The organism is Acinetobacter lwoffii, assembly GCF_029024105.1.
In the GTDB taxonomy this organism is placed as follows: Bacteria; Pseudomonadota; Gammaproteobacteria; order Pseudomonadales; family Moraxellaceae; genus Acinetobacter; species Acinetobacter lwoffii.
Map to the genome: position 1 here is coordinate 2,467,018 of NZ_CP118963.1, position 14,762 is coordinate 2,481,779.

At 44.4% G+C, this 14,762-nt stretch carries 16 protein-coding genes and 1 pseudogene; 5 read left to right on the forward strand and 12 right to left on the reverse strand.

Annotated features, from left to right (window positions below; translation table 11 throughout):
* Positions 1–159: 159 nt before the first annotated feature.
* Together rpsL and PYW33_RS11955 are read right to left on the reverse strand one after the other, a co-directional pair.
* Positions 160–534, reverse strand: coding sequence for a 30S ribosomal protein S12 (gene rpsL, locus PYW33_RS11950; RefSeq protein WP_002050319.1), 375 nt, complete (start codon positions 532–534; stop codon positions 160–162).
* A 156-nt stretch (positions 535–690) separates the two neighbouring features.
* A complete protein-coding gene (locus PYW33_RS11955; protein WP_004646110.1) occupies positions 691–2,175 on the reverse strand; it encodes an EcsC family protein in 1,485 nt (494 codons plus the stop codon).
* A gap of 272 nt (positions 2,176–2,447) precedes the next feature.
* On the opposite strand from PYW33_RS11955, the gene PYW33_RS11960 reads away from it, so the two are divergent.
* Positions 2,448–3,677, forward strand: a complete 1,230-nt coding sequence (locus PYW33_RS11960) for a beta-ketoacyl synthase N-terminal-like domain-containing protein (RefSeq protein WP_004646108.1) — start codon at positions 2,448–2,450, stop codon at positions 3,675–3,677.
* Between the two features lie 23 nt (positions 3,678–3,700).
* Complete coding sequence (locus tag PYW33_RS11965) at positions 3,701–4,153, forward strand: CopD family protein (RefSeq protein WP_004646107.1); 453 nt, start codon at positions 3,701–3,703, stop codon at positions 4,151–4,153.
* A 57-nt stretch (positions 4,154–4,210) separates the two neighbouring features.
* Here PYW33_RS11965 and PYW33_RS11970 read toward each other — a convergent pair whose 3' ends face one another.
* The 4 genes from PYW33_RS11970 to PYW33_RS11985 all read right to left on the reverse strand — a co-directional run bounded on the left by PYW33_RS11970 (position 4,211) and on the right by PYW33_RS11985 (position 8,628).
* Complete coding sequence (locus PYW33_RS11970; RefSeq protein ID WP_004646106.1) at positions 4,211–5,638, reverse strand: amino acid permease; 1,428 nt, start codon at positions 5,636–5,638, stop codon at positions 4,211–4,213.
* Positions 5,639–5,807: 169 nt separating this feature from the next.
* A complete protein-coding gene (locus PYW33_RS11975; RefSeq protein WP_004646105.1) occupies positions 5,808–6,173 on the reverse strand; it encodes a RidA family protein in 366 nt (121 codons plus the stop codon).
* Between the two features lie 48 nt (positions 6,174–6,221).
* Positions 6,222–7,334: an alanine racemase gene (gene alr / locus PYW33_RS11980; RefSeq protein WP_004646104.1), complete on the reverse strand. Its 1,113-nt coding sequence runs from the start codon at positions 7,332–7,334 to the stop codon at positions 6,222–6,224.
* A 34-nt stretch (positions 7,335–7,368) separates the two neighbouring features.
* The gene (locus PYW33_RS11985) at positions 7,369–8,628 is read right to left on the reverse strand and encodes a D-amino acid dehydrogenase (protein ID WP_004646103.1); all 1,260 of its coding nucleotides are present in this window, start codon (positions 8,626–8,628) and stop codon (positions 7,369–7,371) included.
* Between the two features lie 140 nt (positions 8,629–8,768).
* On the opposite strand from PYW33_RS11985, the gene PYW33_RS11990 reads away from it, so the two are divergent.
* The gene (locus PYW33_RS11990; protein ID WP_004646102.1) at positions 8,769–9,236 is read left to right on the forward strand and encodes an Lrp/AsnC ligand binding domain-containing protein; all 468 of its coding nucleotides are present in this window, start codon (positions 8,769–8,771) and stop codon (positions 9,234–9,236) included.
* A gap of 87 nt (positions 9,237–9,323) precedes the next feature.
* Here the strand turns inward: PYW33_RS11990 and lysM are convergent, their stop codons facing one another.
* From lysM to PYW33_RS12020, 6 genes are all read right to left on the reverse strand, one after another.
* A complete protein-coding gene (gene lysM / locus PYW33_RS11995) occupies positions 9,324–9,818 on the reverse strand; it encodes a peptidoglycan-binding protein LysM (protein ID WP_004279231.1) in 495 nt (164 codons plus the stop codon).
* Positions 9,819–10,003: 185 nt separating this feature from the next.
* On the reverse strand, positions 10,004–10,240 hold the full coding sequence (gene acpP / locus PYW33_RS12000) for an acyl carrier protein (protein WP_004646101.1): 237 nt from the start codon (positions 10,238–10,240) through the stop codon (positions 10,004–10,006).
* An 83-nt stretch (positions 10,241–10,323) separates the two neighbouring features.
* On the reverse strand, positions 10,324–11,058 hold the full coding sequence (fabG, locus tag PYW33_RS12005; protein WP_004646100.1) for a 3-oxoacyl-ACP reductase FabG: 735 nt from the start codon (positions 11,056–11,058) through the stop codon (positions 10,324–10,326).
* A complete protein-coding gene (fabD, locus tag PYW33_RS12010) occupies positions 11,055–12,041 on the reverse strand; it encodes an ACP S-malonyltransferase (RefSeq protein WP_004646098.1) in 987 nt (328 codons plus the stop codon). The genes fabG and fabD overlap by 4 nt, the downstream gene beginning before the upstream one ends.
* A gap of 223 nt (positions 12,042–12,264) precedes the next feature.
* Positions 12,265–12,447, reverse strand: coding sequence for a 50S ribosomal protein L32 (gene rpmF, locus PYW33_RS12015; protein WP_004279227.1), 183 nt, complete (start codon positions 12,445–12,447; stop codon positions 12,265–12,267).
* A 77-nt stretch (positions 12,448–12,524) separates the two neighbouring features.
* Positions 12,525–13,082, reverse strand: a complete 558-nt coding sequence (locus tag PYW33_RS12020) for a YceD family protein (protein WP_004279226.1) — start codon at positions 13,080–13,082, stop codon at positions 12,525–12,527.
* 97 nt (positions 13,083–13,179) lie between these two features.
* Between PYW33_RS12020 and PYW33_RS12025 the strand changes: the two genes are divergently transcribed.
* Both PYW33_RS12025 and PYW33_RS12030 read left to right on the forward strand, forming a co-directional pair.
* Positions 13,180–13,842, forward strand: coding sequence for an elongation factor P hydroxylase (locus tag PYW33_RS12025; protein WP_004646097.1), 663 nt, complete (start codon positions 13,180–13,182; stop codon positions 13,840–13,842).
* 82 nt (positions 13,843–13,924) lie between these two features.
* Positions 13,925–14,690 (forward strand): annotated as a pseudogene (locus PYW33_RS12030) (IS5-like element ISAba31 family transposase).
* Positions 14,691–14,762 lie beyond the last annotated feature (72 nt).

A 14,762-nucleotide genomic window follows, 5' to 3' on the forward strand; every position in this document is an offset into this window, starting at 1 on the left:
ACACTTCAGGTTTATCCAGCATGAGTACAAAGTGTCATGTACTACTCGCTGGCCTTACTATACGTCGCTTGGAATTTTCACAAAATTAATGCAGAAATCAGACAAGCGAGACGATAAAGGATTGCGGTTCTACGTTCTTAAAATTTAATTCTTAACGAATTATTTCTTAGGACGTTTAGTACCGTATTTAGAACGAGACTGGTTACGATCTTTAACACCAGCACAGTCTAAAGAACCACGAACGGTATGGTAACGTACACCTGGTAAGTCTTTAACACGACCACCACGGATAAGAACAACACTGTGCTCTTGTAGGTTATGGCCTTCACCACCGATGTAGCTAGAAACTTCGAAACCTGAAGTTAAGCGAACACGGCAAACTTTACGCATTGCTGAGTTAGGTTTTTTAGGTGTAGTTGTGTAAACACGTGTACAAACACCACGGCGCTGTGGACAAGCCTTCAACGCAGGAACTTTAGATTTTTCAACTAAAGTCGTACGACCCTTGCGGATCAACTGATTTGTTGTTGCCATTTGGCAATTCTCCCGTTAATAAAAAGCCCCAAAAAACTACTACTTTTTGAGGGCATGCAATTGTAATTCAAGATGCAAAATTGGTCAACCTACTCAAGCCAAGCAAATACCGTTTCTCACGACATTTGCCTGCTTTTATTTACCTTCAAAATTCGCTTATTTTTTTGAATTTTTACCGGCTTTTTTGCTCACGTCTTGAGCTTCAGATTCAGTTTCCGAATTTTCTTGATCCTCTGCACCCTGCTGTGAAGTCTCTGTAGCAGCTTCTGCCTCGTCAGCAGCTTCTGGATGCAGTTCAGCTTCGATTTCCGGGTCAAATGAAGTTTTGGTTAAAGCCGGTTGTTGCGACTGCTTGTCTGCCGCGGGTTCAACCAACTCATCGTTGAGCGCCTCCAGCCCTTCACTCACTTTTTCATCTTTCTTCACTTCTGCTTCTTCAGAGCTTAGATCATTCTGCTCTTTTTTGACCAGCTTGACTTGGGTAATCGTGTTATTGCCTTCAATCGCAATATCTTTATCCATGATCAGATTATCTTTCGCAGGCTCAACTTCGTGAGAGGCACCATTTAAGAGTTTCGGAGTTGCCTGTTGCAACAAACTAACTGCTTTTTCATAAGCAGCATAAGGAGACAATTGCGAATCCTGATGCTGAATCAGGTATTGGCGTGCATGCGAGAATGCTTCCTGAGCTTTCTGATTTACATCCTCGACAAAACGATGACTATATACAGCACCAATACCAGCACTCGCCAGAGGCGTCAGTTTGGTTAATCGCTCCAGAATCGAAATTTTTGGCAGATGATTTATCCATTCCCATTTAGCCTCTCCCTCATGACGACTTAGCCATTGTTTGATAGCGCTGACATCATTATCAGAACCTAGCATGGCTTGTAGCTGGGAGATATCATGAGTTTTAAGGGTATTACTTAACGCTTTTAAACCCAATAACAAGGTTTGCTTTTCTGCAATCAGGCTCAGGTCGATCTGTCTAAAGATATGCTGGACGATTTCCTGATCATCTTCTTTGCTCAGGTCAAAACCATAAGAGCGACCGACTTGATAAATGGTACGCAACGCCATCAGTAAAGAAGCGGGAATATCAATCGCGGTGCCAAGCATCCCTGAAGCACCACTCACTGCACCCTGCACCGTTGCAATCCATTTGTTTTGTTCACCCAAAGCCTGTGAAATTCGCTTGGATCGATCGACGTCCTGAGTCAATTCCTCTAAATCTTTCGCTCCTGCCTCATTCAGAATGGCATCAACTGAACTGGTTTGATTACTGAATTGATTGAGACGGTCATAAAAGTAGTTAGACACTTTTTCGGTCAGATCGGGAGAAACAAAATGCGCGACATTATTCACGGTATTAAAGCGGCGCCCGAGAAGTTGACGAGAGACATTTGGAAGATGCTCGCGAAGCATTTGCTGAGGATTGTCATATTTTTTAGCTGAAAAAGCGCTTTTCGTCTTCGCCGAACCGTCAATCACCTGATCGGAGCTGGAAGGCTTCAGCGCTTTAGTCACCGAATCCGGCGCAACATGATTCAATAAATCCAATCCAGTTGAACTGAACTTTTTCGCCACTCCAAAGGCATTCGAAATCAGACCATTAGATTGTTTATTATTAGCATTTACCATTTTTTACCTCAGCATTCATGTGCTTGTATTTGGTATAAATACTAGGTGTAGTCAGCGTTTATCTCAACTTTATTCTGTTTCATTTAGTAAAACCCCTACACGCCGACTCACAAACTCAACCGACTGTCACACGGCATAACATTTGCCATAAGATTTCAAAAGTCTTTCTGCTATCATGTTCCCCATCATGAAATAAGGCTAAGCGCTGGATTGGGCGATTTTAAAACCCAGATATCTGCGCTGAGCATAGAGCAAACTATAAGGATCTGTAGATGAAACGTGTTGTCATCACTGGCATGGGTATTAACTCGTGTATTGGTAATACATTAGAGGATGTAAACCATTCTTTACAAAACGGGATTTCAGGAACACGTTTTAATCCGACTTATGCTGAACTCAATTTCAAAAGTCATGTCAGTGCTGCAGCCGAGCAGGATTTCGATGGGATCGACCGCAAACTGAAACGCTTTATGGGTGTATGTGCGATGTATGCGTACAACTCAGCTCTTGCTGCAGTTGAACATGCAGGTTTAAAGGTTGAAGATCTAGCTGGCAACCCACGCTATGGTATCGCGGGTGGTTCAGGTGGCGGTTCAACTGCTTCTGTTATTGAAATGAACGAATTATTGCAAACCAAAGGTGCGCGTAAAATCGGTCCTTTCTTTGTACCACGTAATATGACTAACACCATTACGGCTAACGTTGGCGTTGCATTCAAATTACAAGGCGTGGCGCATACCATTACCAGTGCATGTGCAACCTCTGCCGATGCCATCGGTTATGCCTACAACCTGATTCAACTCGGTAAACAAGATTTAATGCTGGCAGGTGGCGGTGAAGAAGATCACTGGTCACAAAGCTTGTTGTTTGATGCGATGGGCGCACTTTGCTCTAAATACAATGACAGCCCTGAAACAGCATCACGCCCTTATTCTGCAGACCGTGACGGTTTCGTGATTGCCGGTGGTGGTGGTTTCGTGATTCTTGAGTCTTTGGAACATGCGCAAGCGCGTGGTGCCAACATTCTTGCCGAAGTCGTAGGCTATGCAGCCAACTCGGATGGTGCCGACATGGTTGCACCATCTGGTGAAGGTGCAACGCGTTGCGTACTAATGGCTTTAGAAGAAGCAAAACAACACGGTGTCGATAAAATTGACTATGTAAATACGCATGGTACTTCTACTCCAGCAGGTGACATCACAGAACTTAAAGCAATGGAACGTGCTTTTGGTGAAGGTCAGGTTCCTCCACTCAGCTCAACCAAGTCAATGACAGGTCACAGTCTTGGTGCTGCTGGTGTTCAAGAAGCGATTTATTCAGTTCTGATGATGCAGAATGACTTTATTGCTCCAAACATCAACGTGACCGAGCTGGATGAAGGCGCGAAACCGTTTGATATCGTGCTTGAAAAACGTGACGCAAAATTGAATACTGTCATGAGTAACAGTTTCGGTTTCGGCGGCGTAAATGCTTGTCTCATTTTCAAAAAATGGGAAGGCTAAGCTGCCCAGTTTAGGGTGACTTGATGGATGCTCCTTCTGATGCTTTCTTGTGGGTAAAAGCATTACATATTATTGCAGTAGTTTGCTGGTTCGCGGCTTTGTTCTACTTGCCACGGCTGTATGTTTACCATGCCATGAGCGAAGATGCCGTCAGTCATCAACGCTTTGAAGTCATGGAACGTAAGCTGTACCGTGGCATCATGTGGCCAGCCATGTTGGCTACCTTGATTACGGCGCACTTTTTGGTGGATTGGGGTGATGCAACGCGTCACTATCATGAAGCCTTATGGTTTTACCTTAAAGTCGGCCTGGTCGGCTTATTGGTGATTTACCATCTGGTGTGTGGTTATTACCGCAAGAAGCTGATTGGTAATGCACACTACAAGTCACACAAGTTTTGGCGTTATTTTAATGAGATGCCAACCCTGATCTTATTTGCAGTGGTGATTTTAGTCGTGGTTAAACCTACTTTCTAATTCACCTGCGCAATAAAAAAATCCCCGATCAGTCGGGGATTTTTTATGTCTGAATATTTAAGGATTACCACGCTGACGCATACGCGGCTTATACAGCAAACGATAGGTCACTGCCAGAATAATCAACCATAAAGGACTGATCATCAGAGCTTTTAGAGTATCAGGTTCCAAGCTTAGAATAATCAAGGCGAACAACAAGAATGCTAATACCACATAAGACATCCATACCCCACCCGGCATTTTAAAGGTCGAAGCCACATGTTTTTGCGGTTGCTGCTTACGGTAACGGATGTAGCACACCATGATGATGCTCCAGATACTAATAAACAGGATCACACACAGCGAACTTGCCAGAGTAAAAGCTTCCATGGTGTTTGGTACAAAATACTGAAATGCTGCCCCCAACATAATAAAAGCACAGGAGAAAAATAACCCTGTGGCTGGTACTGCCCGACTAGATAACCGCGCTAAAGCTTGAGGCGCCTGTCCATCACGTGCCAAACCAAACAACATACGACTGGTCGAGAATACCCCACTGTTCATAGAGGACATCACTGACGACAATACCACCAGGTTCATGATAATGGCTGAAGTTGGAATACCGGCATACAGGAACAAACTCACAAATGGACTTTGATCCGCAGGAATCAAATGCCATGGTGTAACTGACATGATCATCAGCAATGACAATACATAGAACAGAATGATCCGCGTAGGAATGGCGTTGACCGCTTTGGGTAAATTCTTTTCCGGATCTTTGGTTTCTGCCGCCATCGTACCGAGCAGTTCCACCCCGACAAAGGCAAACATGGCAATCTGGAAGCCTGCCAGAAAACCAGTAAAGCCTTTGGGAAATAAGCCACCATGCGCCCAGACATTACTAAAACTGGCGACGGCGCCACTCGGTGCCTGAAAACCGCTAAACACCATATAACCACCGACAAAGATCAAACCAAGAATGGCTAAAATCTTGATTAGTGCGAACCAGAATTCAATCTCACCAAACAGTTTGACCGTGACTAGGTTAATCGCGAGAATAAACAGCACACAGCCAATACTAATCATCGCCTGCCCCATCGGGGTAAAGGCCATGCCTTCGGGCAGCCAGAAACTCAAATAGTTAATAATCGCCGCGAGATCGGCAATCCCTACCAGCACCCAACCCAGCCAGTACGACCAGCCAATATAATAGCCAGCACCCGGCCCGATCAGGTCATGGGCCATATCAATAAAAGATTTGTAATGCAGATTGGACAACAGCATTTCACCCAACGCACGCATCAGAAAGAAGAACATGCCACCAATGATCATATAAATGATCAAAATTGAAGGGCCTGCCAGGGAGATGGTTTTTCCCGATCCCATAAACAGGCCAGTACCGATACAGCCACCAATGGCGATTAACTGCAAATGTCGGTTAGAGAGTTTTCGTTGCAACTCATGCGGCGACGATTTTACGTCTTCTGTGCCCGGGGTGGTTTTCATGTTTACATCCTTTTTAATCTTTACAACAGCATCAAGCTGAATTTACAACGTTCAGTCCTCGAACGCTTATTATGACATTTTCATACTTTTTACTGCGCTGTTCAGTGAGATTTACTGCACTAAAACGACTTAAATCATTGCATGGGAGATTTCAATATCAAAAATTCAATTAAGCTTGAGCTGCAATGACTGCAATTTCAATCAGCCAGTCCGGATTGACCAAATCTGCCTGAATCGTAGCACGTGCCGGCGTACCATGTCCTTGTAACCATTCCACCCAAAGCTGATTCACGGTTTGAAAATCATCCAGATGCTTGACAAATAATTGTGCAGAAAGCAGCTGGCTTTTATCGGTATTTGCCAGTGCAAGCAATTCTTCAATTTTTGCAAAGACTTCCAGTGTTTGGCCGCGTACATCCAGATCCGTGCTATTTGGCACCTGACCTGATAGATACACAGTTTGATGATGAATCGTCACCGCACTCATGATTTGATTGCTGTTGAGTCGCTGAATGGCTGTATTGTCCTGTGTCATGCTAATCTTCCTTATTTGGGATATTTAAATAAAATTTAAATTAAAAATTTAAGCGTCAATCTGGAAATGAACCCGGGCGGTCACCGCACACATCAGCTCATAGCCGATGGTGCCTGAACTGGCCGCCACCTCATCAATCGGCAAAGCCACACCTTGGGAAGATCGTCCCCAAAGTACCACTTCACTCCCCACATTCGCCTGCGGCAGCGCAGTCAGATCTACCGCCAGCATATCCATACTGATTCGACCCAATGTCTGTGTTTTGATTGAATCGACCAGCACGGGCGTACCGGTCGCCGATAACCGTTGATAACCATCCGCATAACCACAGGCCACAATCCCGATCCGCATATTCTGCGTGGCGATAAATTTGGAACCATAGCCAATGCTCTCACCTGTCTGGATCATCTGAATGGCGATAATTTCACTGCGCAAGCTCATGCTCGGTTGCAGATTCCAGTCTTGAATCGTGTGGGTTGGATAATCTGGTGAACTGCCATACAGCATGATGCCGCTACGTACAATATCGGAATGAAGGGTTTGATGATGACGCAGAATGGCCGCACTGTTACTGAGTGAGATTTTACCCTCAAACCCCTGAATGGCCTGGCTAAAAATCAGGTTTTGATACTGAATCCCATCCTGTCCAAAACGCTGGCCATCTGCATCGGAGAAATGGGTCATATGCGTGATTGAACGCACATTATTCAGCTGATGCAGTTCCTGCCAGATCTCTGCATATTGCTGCGGCTCGAAACCCAGACGGTTCATGCCGCTGTTCATTTTCAAGAACACATCAAAATGTGCATCCGGTGCTATTTCAGCAAACTGTTTTAGCCATTGCACTTGATGCCGGGAATGAATGGCAAAGCTCATTTCATGCTTCACACATGCAAATAAATCCTCAAAAGCGAAAATACCTTCGAGCAACATTAGCGGCTTCTTGCATCCCAGCGCACGTAGCCGCGCGCCCTCTTCAATATCCAGAAAGGCAAAACCGTCTGCACCTTCAAGTCCAGCATAGACACGTTCAATCCCGTGCCCATAGGCATTGGCCTTGACCACGGCAAATACCTGACTATTGGGCATACATTGGCGCGCCACACTTAAATTATGCGCAAGCGCCTGTTGATGGATAATTGCAGTAATGGGACGTGGCATACATTCCTCCTTGAATATTCCGCCTCAGATAGTCTTAAGCCGCCTGGTGATAGCGCGCCAATGACAGACCTTCGGTACTAATTTCAGGATCACGTGCCAAAACCAGATCGCTGATTAATTTTCCTGAACCGCAGGCCATGGTCCAACCCAGCGTGCCATGTCCAGTATTCAGGAACAGGTTTTTAAAACGGGTTTTCCCAATAATTGGCGTACTGTCCGGGGTCATTGGACGCAGTCCTGTCCAGAAACTGGCCTGATTCATGTCTCCTCCAGGGAATAAATCACGGGTCACCATTTCCAGCGTGCCGCGACGATCTTCATTCAGACCCAAATTAAAACCGCTCAGTTCAGCCATTCCCCCTACGCGGATGCGCTGGTCGAAACGGGTAATCGCAATTTTATAGGTTTCATCCAGTACTGTAGATTGTGGTGCATAGGCCGGATCTAAAATCGGAATGGTCAGTGAATAACCTTTCACCGGATAGACCGGTAAATTCAGTTCAAGCGGTTTGAGGAAATCACGTGAATAACTACCAAAGGCCAGCACATATTTATCTGCCGTGAGTACCTGACCATTCACCAGAACACCTTTGATCTGGTCACCTTCTACAATCAGCTTTTCAACGTTTTGATTGAACTTAAACTCTACACCCATCCCTTTGGCATGTTCTGCCAGGGCATTGGTAAACAGATAGCAGTCACCTGTTTCATCATTGGGTAAATGCAGACCGCCTACCAGTTTGTCTTTTGCCTGTGCCAATGCCGGTTCTACACGCGCCAATCCATCGCGGTCCAGTAGTTCAAATTCAACTCCGGTTTCTTTCAGAACTTCAATATCGCGCTGCACCGCATCCAGCTGCGCATCTTTACGGAAAATCTGCAAAGTGCCTTTTGAACGGTTTTCATAAGAGATGCCAATATCACGGCGCAAATTACGCAAACAGTCACGGCTATATTCAGCCACACGCACCATCCGTTCTTTATTGACTGCATAATGCTGCGCATTACAGTTTTTCAGCATTTGTGCCATCCACTGCAATTGCCACAAGCTGCCATCGACATTAATCGCCAACGGTGCATGATGCTGAAACATCCATTTGACTGCCTTAAACGGAATACCTGGTGCAGCCCAAGGGGTCGAGTATCCTGGGGAAATCTGCCCGGCATTACCGAAGCTGGTTTCTTGCGCCGGACCTGCCTGACGATCCAGCACAGTCACAGTTGCTCCCTGCTGCGCCAGATAGTAAGCGCTTGCCACACCAATCACACCACTACCCAAAACTAATACGCGCATTACCTTAACCCTCAAACATCTTTTCAGTTTATTTCACTAGTATATTTTTGCTTTAATAGTTAAATTCACTATATTCAGACTGTATATTCAGTGGAATAAATATTTTTTCGGGCAGAATTAAAAAAAAGAGGGAAATATTGATGCGCAAATTAGACCGCATTGACCGCATGATTCTGGATATCCTGCAACGCGATGGCCGGATTGCCATTAGCGAACTTGCAGCACGCGTCAATCTATCGACCACGCCCTGTTCAGAACGGGTAAAACGGCTAGAGCGCGAAGGCATTATCATGGGCTATTACGCCCGTTTAAATCCGGAAATGCTGGAGCGCAACCTGCTGGTTTTTCTGGAAATCAAACTCTCTGCCAAATCAGGTGATGTCTTTGATCAGGTGGCACGTAACCTAACCGAAATCCCGGAAGTCCTGGAATGCCATTTAATTTCCGGTGATTTTGATTATCTGGTCAAAGCACGTTTAAAAGAAATGAGTGCTTATCGCCGTCTACTGGGAGATTTACTGAAAAAACTACCCGCCTCTGCCTCCTCGCACAGCTATGTGGTGATGGAAGAAGTCAAAGAAAGTTTATATCTGGACTTGGGTATTTAGTAATGATGGCTTTTTAAAGCTACTGGCAAAAACAACAAAGCCCCAAACGGGGCTTTGAGATCGAACATTGATTGGACTTATTAAAAATCAAGCAGGAATGCGGAGCACCTGTCCCGGAAAAATATCATCTGCATCTTTGAGCAACGGACGGTTGGCTTCAAAAATTTTATTATACTGATTGGCATCACCATAAAACTCTTTTGAGATTTTTGACAAACTGTCACCTGATTTCACCGTGTAGAACTTACTTTCCGGCTCAGGACTACTCACTGTAAGCTGATCATCCACTTTGGCCACATGATCAATATTACCCACGGCCAGAACAATCTTTTCACGATCGGCCTGACTTTGTACCTGACCTCTGACCGTCGCCAGATCTGAGGCTGAATTATAACTGATGGATAAACCAGTGATCGGAAGGCCCAGACTTTTCACATGGCCGAGTAATTTATTTGCCACTTCCTGAGCAGAAGGCTCCGCAGGTTGTGCTGCAGCCGGCGTTGTCGTTGTAGGTGCAGCCTGTGGTTCCGCAGCAGCTGTATTCTTCTTACCGATACCTTTTACAAAATCAAAAAGACCCATAGCGGACTCCATTCTTGTTGTTAATGTCACATCACTCTTATTTTTATAATGAAAACTCTAGAGAGATAGTTAGTCATTGGTGACAGAAAGGTAATGAATTGTAAAACCTCCATTCATGTGAAAAGCAGACACAAAAAAACCACCTCTAGGGTGGTCTTTATGTTCAGCAAAGCTGAAATCGGCGATTAACCTAGTTTCTTAGAAACGTAGTCAATTGCAGATTGAACAGTTGTGATTTCGTTAGAATCTTCATCAGGAATCGTGATGTCGAAATCATTTTCGAAAGACATAACAAGTTCAACTAGATCTAGAGAATCTGCACCTAAGTCATCCATGAAAGATGCTTCGTTTTTAATCTCTTCGATTTTGATACCAAGTTGTTCTGCAACTGCTTGCTTAACACGTTGTTCGATATCGCTCACAGGAATTCTCCTCATTGCTTGTGGCGTTTTTAATGCCGTTAGTTTAATTGAATCTAAAAAATTTGGAAAGTTTATACTTGAGCTTAGCTCATGTATAAGCCCCCATTTACATGCATAACTGTACCAGTAATGTAACTGGCTTTATCTGAAGCCAAGAAACTTACGGCATTTGCGATATCCTGTGGATCACCTAAACGGTTTAATGCCACTTGCTCAGTCATTTTTTTACGAATTTCTTCGCTTAACTGTTCAGTCATCTCAGTCGCAATAAAACCTGGTGCGACCGAGTTTACGGTAATTTGACGGCTACCCATTTCTTTGGCCAAGCTGCGGCTAAATGCTTCAATACCTGCTTTGGCAGCAGAATAGTTGGCCTGACCTGGGTTGGCAAAGTGTGCCACCACAGAACTGATATTGATGATGCGGCCGAAACGCGCCTTGGTCATGCCTTTGAGTACACGCTTAGACAGACGGTAAACTGCTTTCAGGTGAATATTTAAAATATCATCCCAGTCATCTTCAGACATACGCAGCAGCAAATTGTCTTTGGTAATACCTGCATTATTGACCAACGCAAGGACTGGACCATAGTTCTGTTCGATGTCCGTTACCAGCGCATCAATCGCAGCACCATCACGTACATCTAGTACTTTTCCAGCGCCATTTTCAGCAAATTCTGCCGATAATTTTTCCGCACCTGCTTCAGACGTTGCAGTACCTACGACAAAATAACCGTCTTGAATCAATTGCTGTGCGATCGCAGCACCAATACCACGACTTGCACCTGTTACCAGAGCAACTTTACGTTCCTGTGTCATGCACTTTTCCCTTCTGCCGCCAATACGGTGTTTAATGCATCTTCCAGACGAGATTGACTGTCCAGTGGAAGTGCTTTTTGAATATTCGGCAAGCGTTTCGCCAAGTTGGTCAATACATTACCCGGACCACATTCTACGATGTACTCAACACCTTCATCTTGAAGGAATTGTAAGGTTTTAGTCCATTGTACCGACTCATAAAGTTGCGCGGTCAACGCCTGACGCAATTCATCTACACTGGTTGCCGCTTGCGCGCCTACATTTTGTAATACAGGAATGCGTGGTAGCTCAATGGCGGTTTGTTCCAATGCCGGAGCAAACTGTTCAGCAGCAGGTTTCATTAATGAACAATGCGATGGAACCGATACTGGCAATGCAATGGCTTTTCCGCCGTTTTCTTTGGCCAATGCCATCACTGCTTCAACGCGATCTTTATTGCCTGCAACGACAACCTGCCCTTGCGCATTGTAGTTCGCCGCTTCGACAGAACCTTCGCCTGCTGCAGTTGCTTGTGCACACAGCTCAATCACTTTGGCATCGTCCAGACCCAAAATGGCAGCCATCGCACCCACACCCTGAGGTACAGCAGTCTGCATGAGTTTGCCACGCAAGTTCACTAGCTTCGCAGCATCACCCAGGCTTAAAGCACCTGATGCAACCAGTGCGCTGTATTCACCCAGTGAATGGCCTGCCAGATATTTCGGTGCTACACCGCCAGATTCTAACCACACGCGCCATAAGGCAATACTTGCAGTCAGCAATACCGGCTGGGTAAATTCAGTTTGATCCAGACCTTCGCCAGTTTGCGCAATCTGCCACAGATCAAAACCGACGGCTTCAGATGCTTCTGCAAATGTCTCGCGAATACTTGCAAACTGTTCTGCAAGCTCAGCCAGCATACCAGCTTTTTGTGAACCCTGACCCGGAAACACAAATGCAGTTTTTGTTGCTGGCACTGCTTGTTCGAGTGGTGTAGCAGACATAATAAAATCCTTTCATTCAAGAGGTGTGCTTCTTCAATCCTAACAAGAAGACTGACCAATAAGACCACCTAAATCATTGTGGAGCGCAATTTAGCATGTAATTTTGCTGGCGGTAATTGCCAAATACAACAAAAAACCGATACACCTAAAAATCAAAGACAAAAAAAAGGGAGCTAAATGCTCCCATTTTTTCTACTAAGCTTGACGCTTAATACATCACCAATTATTCAGCAGATGCTTTAGCGAATAATTGACGACCACGGTAGATACCATCTTTAGATACGTGGTGACGACGGTGAGTCTCGCCAGTAGCTTGGTCTACAGTTAATGCATTCTCGGTTAAAGCGTCATGTGAACGGCGCATGTCACGGCGAGAGCGACTTTTACGGTTTTGCTGAACGGCCATGATGGCTCCTTACAAAGATCGAAAAAATGGATCAGAACAAATTCGATTGTCTTATACACAAGAGTATAACACAAAAATTAGTTAAGTTTACCCTTCAAAGCAGCCAAAACTTCAAACGGGTTGTCCCGTTTTTCTTCAGCCACTTCTTCTACGGCAGGTTGATGCTTATGTTCACAAAACTCATGTTTAGGCGACAACGGCATCAACAATAACAGTTCATCTTCTATCAGCGCGAGCAAATCAGCGGTCGCCGGTGCATCATAATCACCTTTGGTCGTTGCTTCACTTTCACCTAGGACGATGAAATCAGCATCCTCATCCAAGCGCTCTATCAGTGACTCATCATCCACAAGTGCTAAATGGAACGATGAAACCAGTTCAATTTCTACAGTTTCCAGACAACGCTGGCATTCCATAGGAACTTTTGTTTCAACGTGACCATCTAGCCATGCAATACGATGATAGGCATCCATTGATAGCTTACAGTCTATGTTAATCAATTGATCATCAATTGATCCAACAGCTTCACGAGCGATACGAACAAAGCGGGATAAAGGCAGTTGACCTGACCATTTAAAGCCCTGTTCAGCCCATTTAAACGGCTCAATCTGTGCCGGAAAGGTATTTGCTGACATAATTAAGGCGGCAATTCTACAAATTCATCAGTACTCTGTCAAAGATTAAGATACAATTTTGTACTTATTTCGACAGACCATTTGGGTAACTCAAGTCATGCATCTGTTGCAGCCGCAAACAGAAGTGAATGTTTCATCACTCGTTAGCACAATTCCAAGCCTTGATTCTGACAGTTCAACACAACAAGTGCAACTCTCGCCATGGGCGAATTTATCGTCAGAAGCGCAGCAGGTGGACTGGCTCATCTTACACTTTAATCACTGGTTTTCCCATTTAAATGTCACTTTAGTGCGCGGCGAATTTGAACCAGAATATTTCCCTGCCAGCGTAGACTGTCCTGCCCGGATCCAGTTTGCGCATGGTTTCTTTAATAGTGCTCTGCATGAAATCAGCCACTGGACCATTGCCGGAGACAAACGCCGCCTGCTACCTGATCTGGGTTACTGGTATGCACCGGATGGCCGTACCCGCGAACAGCAGGCTTTGTTTGAACAGGTCGAAATCAAGCCACAGGCAATTGAATGGATGTTTGCCCAGGCTTTTGGCCGTAAATTCCGGGTTTCTTTGGACAATCTGACTGGCGACGGCGGTGATGGCGCCAGCTTTAAAGATAATGTCTACGCTCAAGTACAGGCTTATTTTAATGGTACAGCCAAACTTCCACGTGATGCAGCGCGCTTTATCCAATGTATCTGTATCTACATCAGAGGTGGCAAAAGTTTACAATCTGATGAATTTATACGTGAAATGCTTGATTAAATTAGGGTGTGTTGACACTTTTAGCTTAAAAAAATAGCGAAGTAGTAAAATCAAATCGCCAAACCCAATTTTACTATTCGCTATGCCTCGTACCATGCTGACAGATCAACACTGGCAAAAGTTGAAAGTTATTCTGCGTAATTTATCCATTCACCACAACTCAAATTTACGCAATTTTATTGAAGCTATTCTCTATAGAATTAGAACAGGCTGTCCGTGGCGAGATATTCCTTGCTGTTTTGGTCATTCAAACTCTATTTTCAAACGTTTTAATCGTTGGTCAAGCAGCGGTAAGTTACTTAGATTATTCAAATTACTAGCCTCATGCCCCGATATGGAGTGGATTTTTATTGATGGCTCTCATGTACGTGCTCATCAACATTCTGCCGGCATAGCGAATCAATCTATTTCTAAAAGTGTAGGAGGAAACTCCTCAAAAATACATTTGATTGTTGATGCACATGGCAATCCTATTGATTTCATGATTACCGATGGAACCACACATGATGTTAAAGTTGCACCTGATTTAATATCAACATTAGATTTAAAAGAGACAAAAGTGGTATGTGCAGATAAAGGCTATGATTCAGAACCACTGCGTGAACAGATCAGGAAAACAGGGACTAAAGCGAATATACCAAAGAAAACAAATAGCCAATCGAACAATGACCATATGGACTGGTATTTATATAAAATCAAGCATTTAGTTGAAAATATGTTTTGTAGATTAAAGCAATTTAGAGGAATAGCTACTCGATATGACAAGCTCAAAAGAAATTATCAAAGTTCTGTTGCTTTAGCCTGTATATTTTTATGGCTACCTTTATAGGGTTAATTATGAACAGTAAATGTCAACAGACCCTACACAAATCTACCTTTTTTATGATTGCCAGGTCTTGCCTGAGCGCCACATAATAAGC

Coding starts and splice junctions, on each gene's coding strand:
- rpsL (WP_002050319.1), bottom strand. CDS start 534: ATGGCAACAACAAATCAGTTGATCCGCAAGGGTCGTACGACTTTAGTT.
- PYW33_RS11955 (WP_004646110.1), bottom strand. CDS start 2,175: ATGGTAAATGCTAATAATAAACAATCTAATGGTCTGATTTCGAATGCC.
- PYW33_RS11960 (WP_004646108.1), top strand. CDS start 2,448: ATGAAACGTGTTGTCATCACTGGCATGGGTATTAACTCGTGTATTGGT.
- PYW33_RS11965 (WP_004646107.1), top strand. CDS start 3,701: ATGGATGCTCCTTCTGATGCTTTCTTGTGGGTAAAAGCATTACATATT.
- PYW33_RS11970 (WP_004646106.1), bottom strand. CDS start 5,638: ATGAAAACCACCCCGGGCACAGAAGACGTAAAATCGTCGCCGCATGAG.
- PYW33_RS11975 (WP_004646105.1), bottom strand. CDS start 6,173: ATGACACAGGACAATACAGCCATTCAGCGACTCAACAGCAATCAAATC.
- alr (WP_004646104.1), bottom strand. CDS start 7,334: ATGCCACGTCCCATTACTGCAATTATCCATCAACAGGCGCTTGCGCAT.
- PYW33_RS11985 (WP_004646103.1), bottom strand. CDS start 8,628: ATGCGCGTATTAGTTTTGGGTAGTGGTGTGATTGGTGTGGCAAGCGCT.
- PYW33_RS11990 (WP_004646102.1), top strand. CDS start 8,769: ATGCGCAAATTAGACCGCATTGACCGCATGATTCTGGATATCCTGCAA.
- lysM (WP_004279231.1), bottom strand. CDS start 9,818: ATGGGTCTTTTTGATTTTGTAAAAGGTATCGGTAAGAAGAATACAGCT.
- fabG (WP_004646100.1), bottom strand. CDS start 11,058: ATGACACAGGAACGTAAAGTTGCTCTGGTAACAGGTGCAAGTCGTGGT.
- fabD (WP_004646098.1), bottom strand. CDS start 12,041: ATGTCTGCTACACCACTCGAACAAGCAGTGCCAGCAACAAAAACTGCA.
- rpmF (WP_004279227.1), bottom strand. CDS start 12,447: ATGGCCGTTCAGCAAAACCGTAAAAGTCGCTCTCGCCGTGACATGCGC.
- PYW33_RS12020 (WP_004279226.1), bottom strand. CDS start 13,082: ATGTCAGCAAATACCTTTCCGGCACAGATTGAGCCGTTTAAATGGGCT.
- PYW33_RS12025 (WP_004646097.1), top strand. CDS start 13,180: ATGCATCTGTTGCAGCCGCAAACAGAAGTGAATGTTTCATCACTCGTT.